This is a genomic window from Halobacteriovorax sp. RT-1-1 (assembly GCF_047085455.1).
Taxonomy (GTDB): Bacteria; Bdellovibrionota; Bacteriovoracia; order Bacteriovoracales; family Bacteriovoracaceae; genus Halobacteriovorax_A.
Genome location: NZ_JBKIXZ010000002.1, coordinates 728,792 through 748,895, shown reverse-complemented (window position 1 = coordinate 748,895; position 20,104 = coordinate 728,792). Strand labels below are relative to the sequence as shown.

The window sequence follows — 20,104 nt, the reverse complement described above, 5'->3', positions numbered from 1 at the left end:
TAAAACCTACGACTTTGCTGATTTTTTTAAAAGTTCCATAATCTCACTGATTTTCTCTTCAGAATCTTTTTCTGAACCAGACTTTATGGCCTTCATGACACAGCTATTTAGGTGAGATTCTAGAATCACGTGTTCAAGGCCTTTAAGAGCACTTCTAATCGACTTGATCTGAGTCAGAATATCCACACAATACTTACCATCTTCAATCATATTCTTAATTCCACGAACTTGACCTTCAATACGATTAACTCTTGTTAATGTTGATTTGTGATCTGGGTGCTTACTCATATTAATTTCCTTATTCTTAAACTATTTGAAACAACTGAAATACTACTTAGTCCCATGGCAACACTTGCAAGTACTGGAGGCATTGTCGGCCCACCGAAGATAACAAGCACACCAGCGGCAATTGGAATTAGTAATGTATTATAAATCATTGATAAGAAGAGATTTTGCTTGATGATCTTCATTGTCCCTTTAGCAAGTTCAATGAATTCAACTGCCTTGGCTATATCACCTTTAACAATCGTCACATCTGATGCACTAATAGCAACATCAGTTCCAGTTCCCATTGCCATTGAAAGATTTGCCTTTGCGAGAGCTGGCGCATCGTTAATTCCATCACCAATCATAGCAACCTTACGTCCTTCTTTTTGTAGACGCTCAATTTGAGAAGCTTTTCCAAGAGGCAGTGCTCTAGCGATAAAGTGATCAACACCCACTTCTTCACTAACACTTTTTGCAACGATTTCGTTATCACCAGTAATCATCCAAGTCTCAATTCCAAGAGATTTGAAATGATCGATGGCCTCTTTCGCACTAGGCTTAATCTCATCACCTACAATCAGTGTAGCAACATGTTCTTTATTTCGAGCAACAAAGATGAAACTTCCGATCTTATCCGATTCCAAATCAACATCGCGTTTGATTCTTAAATCATCTAAGAGCGACTCGTTTCCAATTTGGTATTCGATATCGTCGATATCAGCGATAATTCCCTTACCTTTTATAACTTCAAAACCATCTGGTTCATTTAAGTTAACACCTTTTTCTTTTGCAAAATTTAAAACGGCCTTTGCAAGAGGGTGCTCTGAAAATTGCTCAATAGAAGCAAGGTGAGCAAGAATTTGTTTTTCATCCTCTCCTTCTTTATAAAGTGAATCAATAACACTTGGGCGTCCAAATGTAATTGTCCCTGTTTTATCAAAGATCACTGTATCAATTTCAACGGCCTTCTCAATCACTTCTCCTCCACCAATAAGGAGACCTTTTAAAGAGGCTCGACCAGTTGAAACAACAACAGCAGTAGGTGTTGCGAGTCCAAGAGCACAAGGACAGGCAATAACAAGAACTGCAATAAAATTAGAAATTGAATTCCCCCATCTTGGCTCTCCTCCATAGAAGTACCAAGCAAGAAAAGTCACAACAGCTATAACAATAACCACTGGAGTGAAGACTCCACTAATTTTATCTGCATATTTTTGAATATTTGGTTTAGAAGACTGGGCCTCTTCAACGAACTTGATAATCTGAGAAAGGAAAGTATCACTACCAACTTTTGTGGCTTTATAATCAATGACATGATCACCATTGATTGTTCCAGCAAAGACTTGCTCCCCCTCTCCTTTAGTGACAGGTAGAGGTTCTCCAGAAATCATCGATTCATCAATAGCACTACTACCTTTAATGATCTTCCCATCAACTGCAAATTTCTCACCAGGACGAACTCTTAAAGTATCCCCAGCCTGAACTTCACTGATAGCAACTTCCACAAATGAGTCACCTTTTAAGATCGTCGCTTTTTTTGCTGACAATTTAAAGAGATCATTAAGGGCCTCTTTCGTTTTCTTCTTCGCTCTTTCTTCAAAGTACTGTCCTAAGAAAACAAATGAAGTAATGAATCCAACGGCTTCAAAATAGACTCTAGTTGTTAAGCCTAGTTCAACGCTTAAATTTGTAAATACTGTGATAAAAACACTATAAAGAAAAGCCGCTGTTGTCCCTAATCCAATAAGGGTATTCATATTGGAGCGACCACTTTTTAGAAATTGTAGAAGTGAGCGTTGGAATTTTAAACCAATCCATGCCCAAATTGGTGTCGTTAAAACTAGCTGAATATACCAATTAGCTTTTTTACTTGGCCATCCTTTAAGTGGTCCCATCTCAAACATAAAGACCGCAATAGCAAGAGTCATCCCAATCACAAACTTATGGAAATTATCCTTTTCAATTGATTTTACAGGAGCTGACTCACTTAGCATCTCTTCTTCGGATTGAATTGTATAACCAAGTTCAACAATTTTATTTTCAATATCATCTAAGACATTCTTATTCTCAAATTCAAAGTGACCACTTTCAATTGCATAATTTACACTTGAAAGTTTAACTCCATCAATTTTTGAAACTTCACTTTCAATAGAAGCTGCACAACTTGCACAGCTCATACCTGAAATTTTTAAGTTTACACTATTTTGTGTTTCCACTCAGTCTCCTAAGCCTCAAGTTTTTTCATGCTTGTTACAGGAAATCCGATTTCCCCTAGCATTGACTTGATTTGCATATTTGAAAAACCTTGCTCTCCACTAACAAGAACTTCTTGGTTTTCGATATCAACATTTATATTTGTCACTCCTGTAAGCTCCTTTAGTTGTTTTTCAACCTTACCTACACATCCCCCACACTTAATTCCACTGACAACAAATTTAACTGTTTTCACTTCATCTCTCCTCTCTAAGAATAACTAAAACCATATACCCCTATAGGGTATATTAAAATATTACGCCTCTCCTAAAAATAAAGCAATTAAAGATTGGTTAATTGACATAGAAATGACAAAGGCCCTAAGAAAAGGGCCCTAAGTAACTGAATTAATTTATATCTAAATAGTTATTTCTGACTCGGTAATTTGGGGCCAACAAAACGATCATCATTATAGACCATATCAACACTTGAAGGGCCTCGTAATTCCTCAACGGTTTTATGGGCCAATAATGCTACGATCATCTCATCTGGTTTCATTTGATTAAAAATATGTCCAATAATTGATTTTCTAAGCTTGTCATCATCTTCACAACAAATAAGCTCTCTAATACTAGGTCCTGCTACTTCATTCGACTTTACCTCTATCACTGTTTCCTCTTGTATGGGGCCGACAAATTCTTGTCCAAACTCCTGAACTTCAAGACAGCGAACTTGTGCAACTTCACCACAGCGAAGTAAATTATCCAATTGCGAGTCCTGTGCGAAACTAATTGACGAATATGCCAGTGCAAAATAGAGAATACCGAATTTAATCAAGATCATGCTTCCTCCTGGCCAACGTACAACATTCAAGTTAGCAAGATGATCAATAATGTATATTGTAACCTTCTTTTGAAAATCAATAAGATAAGATTCTAAGCTACTGAAATCTCAATACTAACGTTAATATGTTAACAATAATTTTTGACTAGTTTTTCGGGCAAAGAGGCATGTCAGGATCTTTCTGACAGAGGTAGGCCTTGAGAATCTCATTCTCTTCTTTTAGAGTTTCAACTTGCTCTTCTAAGGATGCTACTCGACGAGAAATCCCTTCTTGCATAAGATTTAGCATACGCTTATTTTCTTCAATCTGACTTTGCTGCTCTTTTGTCGCATTAATAAGGGCCAAGAAGATTGGATCGTTATCAACTGTTAGATAATCATCAGTTGTCGTTCTAACTGCTTCAGGAATCACTTTTTGAATCTCTTGTGCAATGAAACCAGAGTGCTCCCTTTCGTTTAAAATTCCAAGAGCGTTATCTTCTTTGTAACGATACTTTATTGTATCAATACCCATAATAGCATCTAGGCCGTAGCTAAACTCACCAGTGATATCTTTTAAGCGTGCATCAGAGTATGTGGCCCAAGAACCACCACCTGGTTTTGCGGCCGTTCCGTTAACAACAAGTCTTTCTCCGGCTTCGGCCAATTGAACACTTGCAGACGTACCAATAGCAACCCCACGATAGTGAGTGCTATCACCAACATCTGGTTGAAGATGAAGTGTTGAAAAGTAGCCGCCATACGTGTCCGTTGTAGTATGTCTAGCGAGGATCCACGCCCTTCTTCCGTTTAAATCGCCATTAGTCCCGATCTCAACGGCGTTATTACTATTAGAAAATTTCGCAACAATATTACCTTGTGCAATACTAGTTGGATATGAAGCAGTATTGTCTCCCGCATGAGCGTGCATCGTGGCCGCAGGGTTTGTCGTTCCCACTCCTAGCTTTCTTGACGAACTTAAAGTCATTGCATACATATCATCAAACTGAGAGGTCGCATCTTTTGAACCATCATCATCTGTATCAAAAGTAAAATAGAGCTTGCCTTCATCAAGTCCAAGCCTAAAGTCATCTGCATTAACTGAATTATCTTCTAGAACAAGCCCTGGCCTATAGGCAAAAATTCTAACATCTGATGTATTATTGGCAGCAGTAGCATCTTCAAAAAGCGCCATTGAATTTCCATTATCAGAAACTCGTCTTACTTCAAATTTTGAACTTGGTGTCACTGTTCCGACTCCAACATTTGCAGATTCACTTATATAAAAATCTGGATCAGCATCGCCAAAAGTTGCAGTATTGGCCTTAAGTCCCAGTCCTTTACTTTGACCTGATTGAATAAGTCCTGCACCATTTCCACCATTAAGACTTACATCAAGTCCCATATATAGACCTTGATTATTATCTCTTACAGAAATATATTTATCATTTAAGCTACCATCTCCAAAAAGTGCAACATTACCGTTAGTACCAACATCTAAAGTTGTACGTGGTATCGTTTTTCCAATCCCAACATTACCAATGGCCGGATTTAAAAGAAGGTCATGTACTGCTGCCCCTGAAGATTGAGTTTGAATAATCTTCTTTCCGGCAGAATCGATATAAACATCAAGGTACTCATCATTTGTCCCATCACTATTCTTATCAGCGATTAGTCGAATACCTTCATAATTATCAGCGACTCCACTTTGCTGAATTGAAAGACGAGCAGAAGGAGCAGTCGTTCCCATACCAATCTTTCCTGATGCATGATCCACAACAAGACTCTTACTACCCGCAAGATCTTCTTTTTGCCCCGTAAATATTTTTACATTTCTTAGATTTGCATTTGCTCTAATTTTAAAATTTGAAAGCGGTAAGCTTCCTGTATCCACAGCACCGCTTGATTGGGTAAAAGCACCATTAGGCTTTGTTATCTTCCACGTGATAATATTATTAGTAATATTCACATGACCTTTTAGACCCTTCTGGCCTGAAACATAGGTATGTCCAACATTTCCAAGGACAGTTGAAGCACCAGCGATTGTCTTTCTAATCGTCTGCTCATTATCACTTTCATGTGAAACACGGTAGTAATTATTGCTGTCTAAACCAAATTGAAATGGATCAGAGCCCGTACTATCGAAATCAAATGTAATATTAATTCCAGTGGCCGAAGCACCAGCAGAAAAGTCGTAAGTCGTATTACTCCACTCACTAGCTGCAACAAGAAACATTGGGTCAACTGATTGGACACTTGTTCCCTTAATTGTTCCCACGACATCTAATGTCGTCGCTGGTGTTGTTGTTCCAATCCCTACCTTCCCAACACTCTCTGCAAGGATGACATCACCATCACCTTGTAAAATCATCGAACTTCCTGCACCAGCATCAGAAACATCAAATGTAGCATTCCCACCATCAATTCCAATAACAAGATGCTCATTAGTTCCACCTTGATCTGTATCCGTTAATCTAAATGTTGGAGCAGTTGAAGCGACATTTAATAGTGAACCAGGAGTAGCTGTTCCGATACCTACATTACCTGAGTTATCAACTGTCATCTTAGTTGTGCCACCAGTTTGAAAATTGATCACTCCTGTTCCATTGACATCAGTATCAGCAGAGATTGTATTATCTGCAATATTAGAAGATGATGACGAGTTAACCCCAGTTAGACTTGAACCATCCCCTATAAAAGCTGTTGCTTTTACATTACCGCTAACTTCCAGTTTTTCACTTGGAGTCGTTGTTCCAAGACCGAGATTACCTGCTTTTGTATAATAAAGACTTCCACGAATTCGAGAGTACTCTTTAACATTTAAAACGGCTGTTAAGTCAACATCGTCTTCATTGATAAACTTAAAGGCATCAGCATCTGCTTGTGATCGAAAGCCTTGAAAACCAATATTATTAGCATGAAATGTACTATCCGCATCGTAGCGTAGTGCCCACCATGTCTCACCTTTATAAGTAATTTCAGCTAGAGCAATTTTTGCATCAACGCGATAAGCGTTTGTGATCTCTCCTACATCTGTATAAACAGATGATGTATCAATCACAACATCAACAAAGTAAGGACGAGGGATGGCCGTGGCACTTCCACGATGTCCGTAGATGCGTCCATAGACCTTGTCTTCACTAGATGACTTAGCAAGTAAGAAGTAAGAAAGATTAGTATAATCGTAATTAGCGTAAGTGACCTGCTCACTTGTATAAAAACCAGAAAACTCAGCATCACCATCAACTGATAATTTTGCAGTTGGTGCCGTTATACCAATTCCGACATTTCCTGTTTCATCAATTGTCATTCTCGTAATATTATTTGTTCTTAGTCCGTACTTATGATTTGTCATGGCCCCAGAGAAGGCTTCTCCTGCGATACTTGTTCCCATTGCAAATTCAATATCATTTGCTACATCTCGACCACCATAGAATGCCCCACCACTTCCTTGAACCATAACCATTCGATCGGCCGCAATACCAACTGTTGCAGAAGCTTCTGGCGTAACTCCAGGCTCTTGAAATAAAGCGATAAAATCATTTCCGTCGACTGCATCATCAGCAACAACATGAAGTTTTCTTGTAGGACTTGCCGTCCCAATACCAACATTGCCACCAGTGTATGAAATATCACTTCCACTAGTCGCCCACTGAGTTGCGCGATCATCAACATAAGTTTTAATCGAACTAACAGAAGGTGCTTGACCAGTTTCTGTTCCGGCCATTGAGTTAATCACAAGATTAGAGTTTGCTGCAATGGAAGTAGCATGAGCACTTAATTGCCCTTGAACTTTTCCAAATGCTTCTAAGATTGTATCTGTTGCCACAACACTTGAAGCGACTCCTATTGCATATCCAGTAAGTGCAACATCAAGAGCAGGGTTATAATTAATGATTGAATCAGCAAGCTTATCTCCTGCTCCAACTTGAGCAATCTTGCCGTTTGTTGTCCCCACATCAACCGCAAGAGTTCCAGTTGAAGTAATGGTTCCACCAGTTAGACCTGTTCCACCAACAACAGAAGTTACAGTTCCGCCACTTCCAGTAGGCCACGATGTTCGACAATCACCACCGATACAAAGTTCTGTCCCTTTTACTCTACCAATAACTTCAAGCATCTCAGATGGATTGATTGTCCCAATACCAACACGCCCATTAGAATTTGTCGTTAGAACTTTACTCCATCCAGACCAAGTACCATTATAGCGATAACGTAAGTACATATCTGTACCATTGTAAGGAATCGCATATTGAGTCAGATTACCACTACCATTTTTTGTAATATATTCGTATGAGAATGTATGGAAATAATATGAAGGTCCTGGCCCATTTGGTGCATCCCCCATTAAAAGAGTGTTACCACTTCCAGGCCTTGCGTTACTAATATCATTCCAATCAAGAACTCCAGAAGTTGTTCTTGCACCAAAACCACCTGTAATTTGTCCATCAACTTCAAGTGCTGTTAATGGCGAGTTCGTTCCAATACCAACTCGTCCGCTATCAAAGTAGATATCACTTGCCGAATTAGTCCATTGAGATTGATTAACACCTGCAATCTCAGTTGTGACATAATTTTTCATGGCGGCCACAGAAGCAGCTTGCCCAGTCTCACTTCCCGCTGTCGAGTTAATAACGAGTGTTGAATTTGAGGCTATGGAAGATGCATGGGCATCAAGTTGTCCCTGTACTTTAGCAAATGCCTGTAAGATTGTATCTGTAGCTACAATACTTGAAGCAGCTCCTGTTACATATCCAGTCAAGGCAACATCAAGTGCAGGATTATAATTAATAATTGAATCTGCTAGCTTATCCCCTGCTCCAACTTGAGCAATCTTGCCATTTGTTGTTCCCACATCAACTGCAAGAGTTCCTGAAGAAGTGATCGTTCCACCAGTAAGTCCCGTGCCACCAGTTACAGAAGTTACAGTTCCTGCATTTCCTGTTGGCCAAGCTGTGCGACAGTCGGCCCCAATACAAACTCCTGTTGCTTTTATATTTCCTGCAACATCTAATTTTTGTGTTGGCACTAAAACACCAATACCTACTCGCCCTGCATTTGTAACTGCTAAACTTTCAATTTGAGTTGCATCCACATCACTTACAATTCTTAGTGAGTGATAGGCATTATTAACACCTTCGTTTGCAATAAGAAGACCCGACATATTAGAAAGATTTGTAAGACTTGAGATATCAGCATCAGTTGCACCAAAGCGCATGATATTTAAGTCATTGGCCGTCCCAACGACGTGTAGTGGCCCCATCGGAGTATTTGTTCCAACACCAACATAGCCAGTGTTAAAATAAATATCCAATCCCGAATCTGTCCACTGCGAAGAAGTGATCCCTCCAGTCTGAGAAGTCACATAAGTTTTAACAGCATTTACAGAAGGAGCAATTGTCGTTTGCACCCCACTCATATCATCAGTTACTTTTGCATCTGCAATTGTCCCGGCCGTTGTATCAACATAAGTCTTAACAACATTCTCTGTCGCAACAGCAGAAGTCGTTCCAAGAGGGCCTGCACTATTAACAGTCAAACCAACATCACCTGGAGTTGCGCCAGTCTTGTTAATCTTTGACCAAGAAATCGCTGCATTCGTATTGATATCAGCATCCACAATTAAGTTATCTTGAATATCACTTGCCGTTGTTGAAGGTGGTGTTGTTGTACCACTAGTAACACGTCCATAGTCGTCAACAGTTACTGAATAATATGTATCCCCTGTCACAACAGTTGGAAGACCAATCACTCCAGCATTATTAACAAGAGTAGAATCAACACTTACAGAAGCAGTTTGATCCACACACACAAATTCATTTAAATTATTAATTGAAACAACTTGTCCATCTGAACACGTACTTTTGAAATCAACGCTATCTGGTGTGATAGCATCATTTGCAATAGTTTCGGCAAGAGCAGCATGATTGGCATAGACCGCAATTGGTGTCGCTAAGATATTTTGAGAATCATAGACAACTGGATTCATCGTATCCGTTATGTCTGTTACCTGAATCACTAAAGTTTCATTTGTTGGAATACCATCGATCACAGTAGCAATACCTGCGAAGTCTAACTCAACAGTATAAATACCATTTGAAAGAGCAACTGCATTGATTGTCTGAGTTCCCCTATTACTACCAGGAGAGCCAGAGTAATAGAGATCAAATTTAAGATCAGGAGTTCCTGTAACCGGTGTGCCATTTGTTAGAACAAGGCGGCCAGAGTAGCCAAGCTTAGTCGTCGATGCAATAGCACTTAGGTTTAAGAATACCCCTAAACAAATTGCTAAAATAAATGTTAATTTTCGACTAACGTACAACCAAGATCCCCTGTTAATACAGTGGCTTATCGTCAGTATAGAATGGTTTCGTTAAGATCAATAATTAAATGTCATTTAGAGGACTTATCTGCCGGTGATGATTCTAAGTAGCCTAAATTCGCCTTGATTTTGGGCCAAAAGAATAAGAATTATTGTCCACAGAAAGGAGCTTCAGGATCTTTTGAACATAGATAGTCTTTAAGCATCTTATTTTCGGCCTTAAACTCAGTATTCTCTTCTTTAAGGTTTGCGATTTCTCGACTATTTTCCTCAATTAAAATCTGTTGTGCTTTGGTTGCTTCAATCAAAGGTGCGACTAATTTTGAGTAAGCAACAGACTTATATCCAGCTTCATCTTCCACTACTGCTTCAGGAAATATTTCTTCTACATTTTGAGCGATAACACCAACATCTCTAACTTCAACAAAATTCATATCTGGAAATTCGTCATTACGCCAATCAAAGTATACACCATCAAGTGCCAATATTTTCTCAATTGGATCTTCAATGACTGAGATATTCTTCTTATAGCGCTTATCAGATGTATTCACATAGGCTGCATTACCTGCAACTGTCCCAGCAACATGCAATTTATAAGATGGTGTGGTTGTACCAATACCAACATTCCCCGACACATTTTTAAGATGAATTCCTGGTACGTAACTCGCTCCACTTTTCGCATATGCGCCAAATACTTCAGTTCCATTTTCTCCTGCATGTATTGTAAAGGCCCTTTTAGTCGATGTACTTCCTTGAGCTATATCAAAGTCTGAGTCAGCTCGAGTTGAGTACAATTTAGTTCCAGTTGTCGACATCGCTGAAAATGTTCCTGCGACCTCAAGAGCATGAGTTGGTGCGATAGTTCCAATCCCAACATTTCCATCCCACACAAATGTATTGGTATTTAAATCCATAAATCCAGAAACTTTGTCTGAGTCTGTTTCAACAAAAGTTATCTGAGCATCAGACTCAATACTCATAGCATTATCATATGGAAGAGATGGCCCTAATCCGGTTTTCGACTGTTGTCCCAACAGATGTGGGTAGATTGCATACTTATCAGTTGTTGAAGTTAGATTATATCCAAGAGCATAATCAGAGGCCATTGATATATTCCCGGCCGCAACATTTATAGCATTAGTATGTATAGCGTTTTGTGAGAATGTTGTAACGTTTGTGACATCTGTATCATAGACAAGTCTTAATTGCTCTACTCCTGTAGCATTATACGCATAACCAGTAAAAGTTGCGTTATACATCGTAGAGTTATCAGGAATAGCAAGAGCAACATACTTTACGCCGCTATAAGTAACATAAGCAAGGTATGTATATTCACCGTAATTGATAATATTTCCTCGACAGCTATCATACGCACAGGCCGTATTAACTTGTGCTGAAACTTTTCGATTCCATGCAGCCGTTCCACCTCGCCTTAAATTAATTTCACCATTTACATAGTGCTCGTCTAAGAGAGCTCCATCATAGGCACGGTGAAGAAGAATATAATTTACACCAGTCGAGTTTTCAGTTTGTGAGTAACCATCAATCTTACGATTAACATGATAGTGTTTACCATTTTCATAAACGTGTAGGCGCGATGATGGAGTACTTGTCCCAATCCCAACATTCGCCGTTTGGCGACTAATGCTGATAGCATTTACATCACTTGATGTTAAAAGGTCGGCCGTATCATGAACACCAATATGAAGATAGTCTGGCCCCGTTCCATCATAGTGAATATATCCACCTTGGAATGTATTATTAGGCTCAGCAAAACGAATACGACCGCCTTCAAATTGATTACTTACATCTCCAGCAAGAGTTAGTGTTGGCCCATTAGTGACATCATCAGCTCCACGTACCGTAAGTTTTGAAATAGGCTCAGATGAACCGATACCAACCTTACCATCATTTGCGATGATCATTCTTGTTTGCTCTGATAGAGAACCGTTCGTTACAGTTTTAAAATCGAGATCAGTCCCTCTAGTCGTCGGGCTCCAGTCTTCTGATGCTCGCCCTGAAATTCCGGCCAGCGCAGTTGTCGCCCAATTTGTGCCATCAAATCCAGTAAAAGATATTCGTCCCACTTCATGATTCTCTAATGGAGCTGTCTCTGCACCAATAGTCCCCTTAGCTCCACGTAGGAGTAAGTGAGAAGGATTACCTGAAACGCGGTCAAAGAAGATAGGCTCTGTTCCGAATGTATGAATTTGACCTTGAGGAGTATTCGTCCCGATACCTACTCGCCCAGTGTTTTCAACAATTATACCAGTTGTACTATTCCAAGGAGCAGTTCCAAATGTCATATAAAGTTTCTGTTGAGTTGTTGCACTTCCCAGTAGCCCAAAACCTGCAAGCCCATTACTAGTAGAATCAACACTTCCGTCTGGTGTATAGTGCATACCACGGGCCCAACTACCTGTGGTTACGGGTCTTTGTAAAGTAAGGTATCCACCTTTTAAAGTCATATTTCCATTCACTTCAAATTTATCAATCGGTGATGCAGTTCCAATTCCAACACTTCCAGAATTATAGTAAATATGACTTCCCGAAGTCGACCATTGAGTTGCTCTTGCATCCACATAATTTTTAACAGCACTCACTGAAGGAGCCTGAGTTGTTTCACTACCTGCAGTTGAATTAACAACGGCCGCAGTTTGAGCACGCACATCCGTAAAATATAAGTTACCAGCTTCGGCCACATCATCAGTGTCAAGGCCAGTAATAGAAGTAAATTGAGCATTCAGTTGTGCTTGGAGCTTTCCATAAGCATCTACAATTGAATCAGTTGGAGCAAGCACTGAATTTGTTCCTACAGTATAACCAGTAAGAGGAGTGCCCATGACATTAGAAGCTGGCACACGCCCACTTGCATCTAATCTTAAGAGTTCATTTGCTCCATTTGCTGTATTGATAGCAAGGCCAACATCATTGGCATTTTCCGTAAGTGTAATATCACTTGAACTTGTTAGACCTTTAAAGACTAAATCTGTTCCAGTTTTTGTTTTATAAATTGATGTACCACCAGCACTTGAGGCCGTATTTTGTTCACCACTTGCAGCAACGACACTTGATAAACAACCACTACCATCAATACAAATATCATTAGTGGCCGTCACATTGATACTTCCATCAACAGTTAGCTTCTGCGTTGCAGTTGTTCCAATTCCAACATTACCTGTGGCATCTGCTGTTACAATTTCTTGCCAATCTTTAAAGTCTCCAGTGTTATCACTGTGACGAATAAAGGCACGAGGATCTTCTGTATTATTTGCCTTTATGTGAAGCTGAGCAACAGCACCACTTGCAACACCACTTTGCATATTAAGGGTCGCACCACTTTCTCCCGGAGTTGGCGATCCAGTCGTTGAAGTATTTGTACGATATAGACCAGCAGGTAGTGCATTGCTATCAAGAGAGTTTGATGCTGGAAGACTTAAGCCAATATTATTTGCTGAAACAATTCCATTAACCTCTAATGCTGTTGTTGGAGAATTAGTCCCAATTCCCACACTTCCTTGAAAGTAGTTCTTATAAGTTGCACCGACTTGATAAAGCCCAAATCGATTTGTAATTGTTCCACCTGCTCCACTATTATTTCCAATATGAAGATCATAGGCATTTGTCACAGTACCTGAACGATTATAATTTGTTACCTTGATCCCGTATGCATCAGTAGTAATCGGATTAGCTGTACCATCAAAGCTATGATGTCCATAAGCTACATTAGATGCTGTTTGCACAGCTAAAGTTCCATTATCTCCGCTTACACCTGCGTTTCTTAGGGCCTGAGTTAATTGCCCAACTTGCATACCTGAAGATGTAATGCCGGAATCAATTTGAGTCGTATTAATAACATAAGCTCCACGAGAAGAGTAAGCTCCATTCGTATCAATCGAATGAACAGTCTGAGAATAAAGTCCCGACTCATCGACATTTGCATTATTTATCAGTGTATCTGTTACATGTAATTTCGTGCGTGGAGAAGCTGTTCCAATTCCCACCATGCCTGTTGAATAATAAATATCACTTGCTAACGTTGTCCACTGGCTCGCACGAGCATCAACGTAATTCTTTACTGAGTCTACTGAAGGTGCCTGAGTCGTCTCCGTTCCGGCCATTGAATTAATAACTAAAGATGAGTTTGCAGCAATGGAAGTTGCTTGTGAGTTAAGTTGTGCCTGAATTTTTCCAAAAGCTTCTAACACTGTATCTGTCGCTACAACACTTGAGGCAGCCCCTGTCGTGTATCCAGTAAGAGCAACATCAATGGCAGGGTTATAATTTATAATTGAATCTGCTAACTTATCACCTGCACCAACTTGAGCAATCTTTCCATTTGTTGTCCCTACATCAACCGCAAGCGTTCCAGTAGAAGTGATTGTTCCACCAGTAAGTCCTGTCCCACCTGTAACCGATGTTACAGATCCCGCAATCGAGGATGCGTGAGCATCGAGTTGTCCTTGAATTTTACCAAAGGCTTGCAAAATTGTATCGGTAGCAGCAATACTTGAAGCGGCGCCCGTTGTATAACCAGTTAAGGCAACATCAAGGGCCGGGTTATAATTGATAATTGAATCAGCTAACTTATCACCTACTCCAACCTGAGCAATCTTGCCATTCGTTGTCCCAACATCAACCGCAAGAGTTCCAGAAGAAGTGATTGTTCCACCAGTAAGACCAGCTCCTCCAGTTACTGACGTCACAGTTCCAGCATTTCCTGTTGGCCAAGAAGTTCGACAGTCAGCTCCAATACAAAGCCCTGTCCCCTTCACATTACCTGCAACTTCTAACTTCTCTGTTGGATTAAGAACACCGACACCAACTCGCCCAGCATTTGTTACAGCAAGACTTTCAATATCTGCTCCATCAATATCACTTACAATTCTAAAACTGTGATAGCTATTTGAAATTCCCTCAGAGGCTATGAGAAGGCCTGCCATATTCGCATAATCTGTAATAGCGGCCACATCTGCGTCGGTGGCACCAAAGCGCATTGTATTAACATCATTTGCTGTTCCAACAACATGCAGCGGTCCTGTTGGAGAATTTGTTCCAATACCAACATGTCCAGTATTAAAGTAAATATCGAGTCCTGAATCCGTCCATTGAGATGATGTAATAGCACTAGTTTGGGCCGTTACATAATTTTTTACTGAATCAACTGAAGGTGCAATTGTTGTCTGCACACCACTCATATCATTAATCACTTTCGCATCTGCAATAGCTGTGGCCGTTGCATCAACATAACTCTTAACAACATTCTCTGTTGCAACAGCAGTCGTTGTCCCTAGAGGTCCTGCACTATTAATAGTTAAGCCTACATCACCAGGAGTTGCTCCAGTCTTATCGATCTTTGTCCAAGAAATTCCAGCGTTTGTATTGATATCAGCATCAACAATTAAATTGTCCTGAATATCATTTGCCGTTGTTGAAGGCGGTGTTGTATTACCACTCTTCACACGTCCCTGCGCATCCACAACAACAGAATAGTAAGTTGTATTATCAGTCACAAGGCTTGGTAATCCTATCACTCCCGCATTGTTAACAAGCGTTGAATCAACAGCGACAGCGGCCGTTTGGTCCACGCACTCAAGTTCATTTGATGCGTTTACTGAAACCACCTGACCAGGAGAGCAAGTAGCTGCGATAACTAAATTATTCGAAAGAGCAGCATGATTAGCATATACCGAAATTGGAGTTGCTAGTACATTTTGAAAATCATAAACAACAGGATTACCAACATCAGTTATGTCTGTTACTTGTATGACTAAAGATTCTCCTGAAGGGATACCATCAATCACCCCAGCAATGCCAGCAAAGTCTAACTCGACAGTGTAAATACCATTGGAAAGAGCAACGGCGTTGATTGTCTCAGTTCCCCTACTTACTCCAGTAGAGCCAGAGTAATAGAGATCAAATTTTAAATTAGGAGTTCCTGTTACTGGTGTTCCGTTTGCTAGAACTAGTCGGCCTGAGTAGCCGAGCTTAGTTGTGGATGCAATTACGCTATGACTTAAGAATAGACTTAAGAAAAGAAATAAAAAGAATGTTAAATTTCTACTAACGTACAACTAACTTCCTCTGTTAATACAGTGGCATATCGACATTTTAGATCAATTGATTAAATGAAAGAAATTTAATGACTTAGAAAGGAAGAATCTTCACAGCCTTAAGAAAGCCGCCAATAAAATGAGTAACTTATTAATTAATCTACTGATGAGTTACAGTATAGAGACCTTGTTTATTTGAGGTGATTCCTTGGTCATTACTTAACTGACCTGAATTAGAAGTATTTGGAGTAGCTTGGAAGTGGCCATAACCGACAAAGCTTCCATAAGTTGTGCGAATACCAGAAATAACAGGAGTTGCTCCAGTTGCCGTGAATGCAGCAATATTGAAATCACGAATCACAACATTTTGCACCTGACATGAGATAATCCCTAAATTTCGATCTTCCAAAACTGTTGCAATATAATTATCACCAGTAGCAAAATCACCAATGCCGATCAATTGATCAATCTGCTCAGTAGCAGGATTAAGAGATGAGACATCGACATTTGTCGCGATTGATGAAAAGCCAGAAGTACCGTAGTCATGATAAATTTGATCACAGGTCCAATTTAGTCCCCCTGCTCCTGGGTTTGTCCCTTTAAAATTGATTTGATGATAGTAGTAATTGGCCTTACCAAAATCACCCGACTGAGTATAATTAGGGAGGGCATTAGCAGTTGTTTGAGCATAAACTTTTGGGAAAGTTACCAATAAGTCTGGCGGAGTTGAATCAATAGTATATGTAAACTCGGCCACCTCTGTTGAACTTGTCGTGCTCATCGACTCTGCAAAGAACGATAGGCCATATTCTCCATCTACTGAACCAACAGCAATCGGCCCAGAGTAAATTGTTGGAGATGAGACAGGGTCACAAAATCCCCCACCAGTTTGTAAACAATATGAAATTTTAGAAAACTCACTACAAGTAATAGTGACATTGATTGTTGTTGAATACATCCCTTCTGCACGATCCACAGAACAAGTTACAGGAGTGATAACTGGATCATTTGAACTACTACTTCCACTTGAACTAGAAGAAGATGAGCTACTAGTGTTATCATTATCATCATTCGTTGAGCTTGAAGCGCCTGTCTTAACACCTAAATCATTATTAGTGATTGAGGCAATTGAGCTTGAAGTACTAGGGCCATCACTTGCGCTACTACCACTATCTGACGAGAAATTATTTGAAGAAGAACCCTCTCCTACTAGGCTTCCAGCATCTCCACCACTATCAGAAGAGCCAATATAAGCTGAGCCTCCTCCTGCAGAAATACTTCCACTCCCACTTGGGCCACCATAATTTTCTTCGTGGCCAGAGCCTTCAAGTTGCTGGGCCTCGTAAGCAGGATCTCTTACAACCTTGCCACCTACTGAAACTCGTGATGATTCTTCCTTTCTTTTTCTTGTTGGAAATTGGCGACTGATCTCTTCTTCGTAAGAAGAAGGTCGACGCTTAGAGCGGCCAGCTTCGTCTCTTTCAAACTCTGCTATATTCTCCTGAGCATCACTAGACTTAGATAGCATTTTATCTTCAGGAGAAGTTCCTGATTCGGGGGCCAGGAAGCTAAAATAAGAAACAACTGCAGCGATTACACCTGCACCAAAAATATTTCTTAATAGCGAACGAAATTCTGAACTCAAAGTTACACCTTCCCCTACTTTTCTTATCGGTTAATTTTAATACATCTTTAAAAAGAACAATAATTTAGTAGGAAAAGGCGTATAAATTAGTAAATAGCTAATATTATTTGCCAAATTTTAGAGTCAGCATGACCTATCTTCATTAAACGAGCTCTGAGTTTGAAAGGTGAAGAAAGTGAAAATGCTTCTCGTATTGAGTTACCGCATCGGCAACAATTTGATTCTTCGTGTAACCAAAAACATCATATTCCTGCCCACCACTTAGTAGAAAAACCTCAGCACGATAGTACTTTTCATGCTCTTCATCGGGTGCATACTCAGGAACTTCAAATGAGCGAAGAAATACCTCATACTTAAAGTCTTCCACTTCTTCATTGTGAATAACTAAAGAGATAGAATCCTTTTTGTTAGTATTTAATCTAGCATCAAGTCCTCTCTTTTTAAATTCTTCCTGAAGCTCAACTAAGCCAGGTTCAACTACTTCATTTAAAAACTTATCAGCTTCTTTAAACTTTGGATGGCTAAGTAGAGAATCAAGTCTTTCCTGCCATGTTGTATTGGACTGCTCATATTGAATAGTCGTGGTGTGATTTTGAACTTGTTTCATCAAGAGTAAATCAGCACGTAACGATTTCACCAAACAATAAATTGCTATCATTAAGAGAATGATCATCGGAAAGGCGGAAGCAATAGTCATCGTCTGTAGCGCATCCAAACCACCAGAGTGAAGAAGAATTGCTGCAACAACACCTTCTGTAACCGCCCAAAAAATTCTTTGCCAAACCGGTGGCTCTTCTTGACCACCAGAAGCAAGTGTATCAATAACTAAAGAACCAGAGTCAGAAGAGCTCACAAAGAAAGTCACAACGAGAAGAACTCCTAAGACAGAGAGTGCCGCAGAAAAAGGAAAATATTCAAAGAAGCGAAATAGTGCGACTGGAACATTACCATTAACCGCTTCGACAAATTTTCCACTCGTATCTTTTAAGGCAATACTAATTGCAGAGTTTCCAAAAACCGTCATCCAAAGAAATGTAAAACCGGCCGGTACAAAGAGAACTCCAATCATAAATTCTCGAATCGTGCGTCCTCTTGAGATACGTGCAATAAACATTCCTACAAATGGTGACCATGAAATCCACCATCCCCAATATAGAAGTGTCCAACCACCAATCCACTTTTCTTTCTTTTCATAAGCATAAAGATTAAAAGTTTTATAGATAATATCTGAAAGATATGATCCTGTATTTTGAACATACTGCTGAAATAAGTGTACTGTATCACCTAATGCCATGACCGCAACAAGTAAGATGACTGCGACAACAAGATTGATATTAGATAATTTCTTAATTCCTCCGTCTAATCCAAGAACAACTGAAATTGTCGCCATCCCTGTAATAATCGCGATGAGAATGACTTGGATTGTTTCCGATTGAGGAATGCCAATTAAATAGTGAAGACCTGCATTGACTTGAGCAACACCAAAACCCAAGGAAGTCGCAACACCAAACATCGTTCCAATAACGGCAAATGTATCCACGACATCACCTGCAACACCATGTACTTTGTCGCCTAGTATTGGATAAAAAGCAGAGCGAGGAAGAAGAGGGAGATTCTTTCGATAACAAAAGTAAGCAAGACAAACTGCTAAAAGAGCATAAACACCCCAAGCATGAAGGCCCCAGTGAAAGAAGGTAATCTTCATTGCTTCACGTGCACTCTCAATTGTTTGAGCTTCCCCTACAGGAGGTGAAGAGAAGTGCATAATAGGTTCGGCCACTCCAAAAAAGAGCAATCCAATTCCCATTCCTGCAGAAAAGAGCATGGCAAACCAAGAAAGGTTTGTATAACCAGGCTCAGAATGATCAGGTCCTAACTTAATGTCACCAAGGCGGCTGACCATAAGCCAAAGTGAAGTAAATAAAATGATTCCCATTGATAAAACATAAACCCAACTTGTCTTAGCAATTAGCCAAGCTTGAATTCCTTTAAAAAACTGACTTAAGTGACCAGGCCAAATTGAGCCGATTGCAGTGATTAAGAGAATAAAGAAGGCAGAAGAAAAGAAAACATTCTTGTTGATAGTTGATTCGACTTCATTAGTCGATTTCGATTCTTTATTGATAACAAACTCCCCTTTAATTGGGCCCGTAACGGATCCAACACAAAATAACGTATAAAAACCAATACCTACCTATCGACAAATTAGTTAATTATTTTAAAGTTAAATTTCTTTGATTTACTTTAACAAAATGATAACTCAACACATCTCTCTAAACGTCCGTTATAACCCTTGTTACAAAAACGAGGAAAATATGGACATTAAAAACATCATGACAAAAACACCAATTACTATCACAGAGAATAAATCAATCAGGGATGCGGCAAAGCTAATGTGCGATAAAAAAATAAGTGCATTACCCGTTCTCAATGACGATGGAGATGTCGTTGGAATTATCACTGAATCAGACTTTGTTGGAAAAGAAGTTGAAGTCCCTCATGCTATGGCCAAACTCAAACAGGCCTTTGGTCAGAATTTAAATTTTACTCAGCTTGAAAAATCGTACGAGCAAATAAAAGAAATAAGAGTTGGCGATGTCATGAGTAGAAACGTTAAGTCACTAACAGAAGATACTGACCTAGAAGGCTATGTACAGTTCATGATAGAGAAACATATTAAACGTGTTCCAGTTATAAAAGATAATAAACTTGTGGGAATTGTTACACGTAAGGATATTATAAAGTCATTTCTCTAGACGCAATTTATTGGCTTATGATAATGGAGTATAATACATAAGAAAA

At 39.6% G+C, this 20,104-nt stretch carries 9 protein-coding genes and 1 pseudogene; 2 read left to right on the top strand and 8 right to left on the bottom strand.

What is annotated here, in order from left to right:
* Nucleotides 1-6: 6 nt before the first annotated feature.
* The 8 genes from ACMAWV_RS13915 to ACMAWV_RS13880 all read right to left on the bottom strand — a co-directional run bounded on the left by ACMAWV_RS13915 (nt 7) and on the right by ACMAWV_RS13880 (nt 19,427).
* Nucleotides 7-288, bottom strand: a complete 282-nt coding sequence (locus ACMAWV_RS13915; protein WP_103218154.1) for a metal-sensitive transcriptional regulator — start codon at nt 286-288, stop codon at nt 7-9.
* The gene (locus ACMAWV_RS13910) at nt 285-2,483 is read right to left on the bottom strand and encodes a heavy metal translocating P-type ATPase (RefSeq protein WP_103218155.1); all 2,199 of its coding nucleotides are present in this window, start codon (nt 2,481-2,483) and stop codon (nt 285-287) included. Before ACMAWV_RS13910 ends, ACMAWV_RS13915 begins: the two co-directional genes overlap by 4 nt.
* Nucleotides 2,484-2,491: 8 nt before the next feature.
* Nucleotides 2,492-2,716, bottom strand: coding sequence for a heavy-metal-associated domain-containing protein (locus tag ACMAWV_RS13905; RefSeq protein ID WP_103218156.1), 225 nt, complete (start codon nt 2,714-2,716; stop codon nt 2,492-2,494).
* A 170-nt stretch (nt 2,717-2,886) separates the two neighbouring features.
* A complete protein-coding gene (locus ACMAWV_RS13900; RefSeq protein ID WP_103218157.1) occupies nt 2,887-3,303 on the bottom strand; it encodes a hypothetical protein in 417 nt (138 codons plus the stop codon).
* A gap of 145 nt (nt 3,304-3,448) precedes the next feature.
* A complete protein-coding gene (locus ACMAWV_RS13895; protein WP_412470163.1) occupies nt 3,449-9,604 on the bottom strand; it encodes a tail fiber domain-containing protein in 6,156 nt (2,051 codons plus the stop codon).
* A 149-nt stretch (nt 9,605-9,753) separates the two neighbouring features.
* The gene (locus ACMAWV_RS13890) at nt 9,754-15,678 is read right to left on the bottom strand and encodes a tail fiber domain-containing protein (protein ID WP_412470164.1); all 5,925 of its coding nucleotides are present in this window, start codon (nt 15,676-15,678) and stop codon (nt 9,754-9,756) included.
* Nucleotides 15,679-15,817: 139 nt separating this feature from the next.
* Entirely contained in the window at nt 15,818-17,302 is a 1,485-nt protein-coding gene (locus tag ACMAWV_RS13885; RefSeq protein WP_412463209.1) for a hypothetical protein, read from the bottom strand.
* 142 nt (nt 17,303-17,444) lie between these two features.
* On the bottom strand, nt 17,445-19,427 hold the full coding sequence (locus tag ACMAWV_RS13880) for a BCCT family transporter (RefSeq protein ID WP_392993651.1): 1,983 nt from the start codon (nt 19,425-19,427) through the stop codon (nt 17,445-17,447).
* A gap of 127 nt (nt 19,428-19,554) precedes the next feature.
* Between ACMAWV_RS13880 and ACMAWV_RS13875 the strand changes: the two are divergent.
* Nucleotides 19,555-19,719 (top strand): annotated as a pseudogene (locus tag ACMAWV_RS13875) (hypothetical protein); the annotation flags it as partial.
* An 87-nt stretch (nt 19,720-19,806) separates the two neighbouring features.
* Entirely contained in the window at nt 19,807-20,058 is a 252-nt protein-coding gene (locus tag ACMAWV_RS13870; RefSeq protein WP_393022288.1) for a CBS domain-containing protein, read from the top strand.
* Nucleotides 20,059-20,104: the final 46 nt, after the last annotated feature.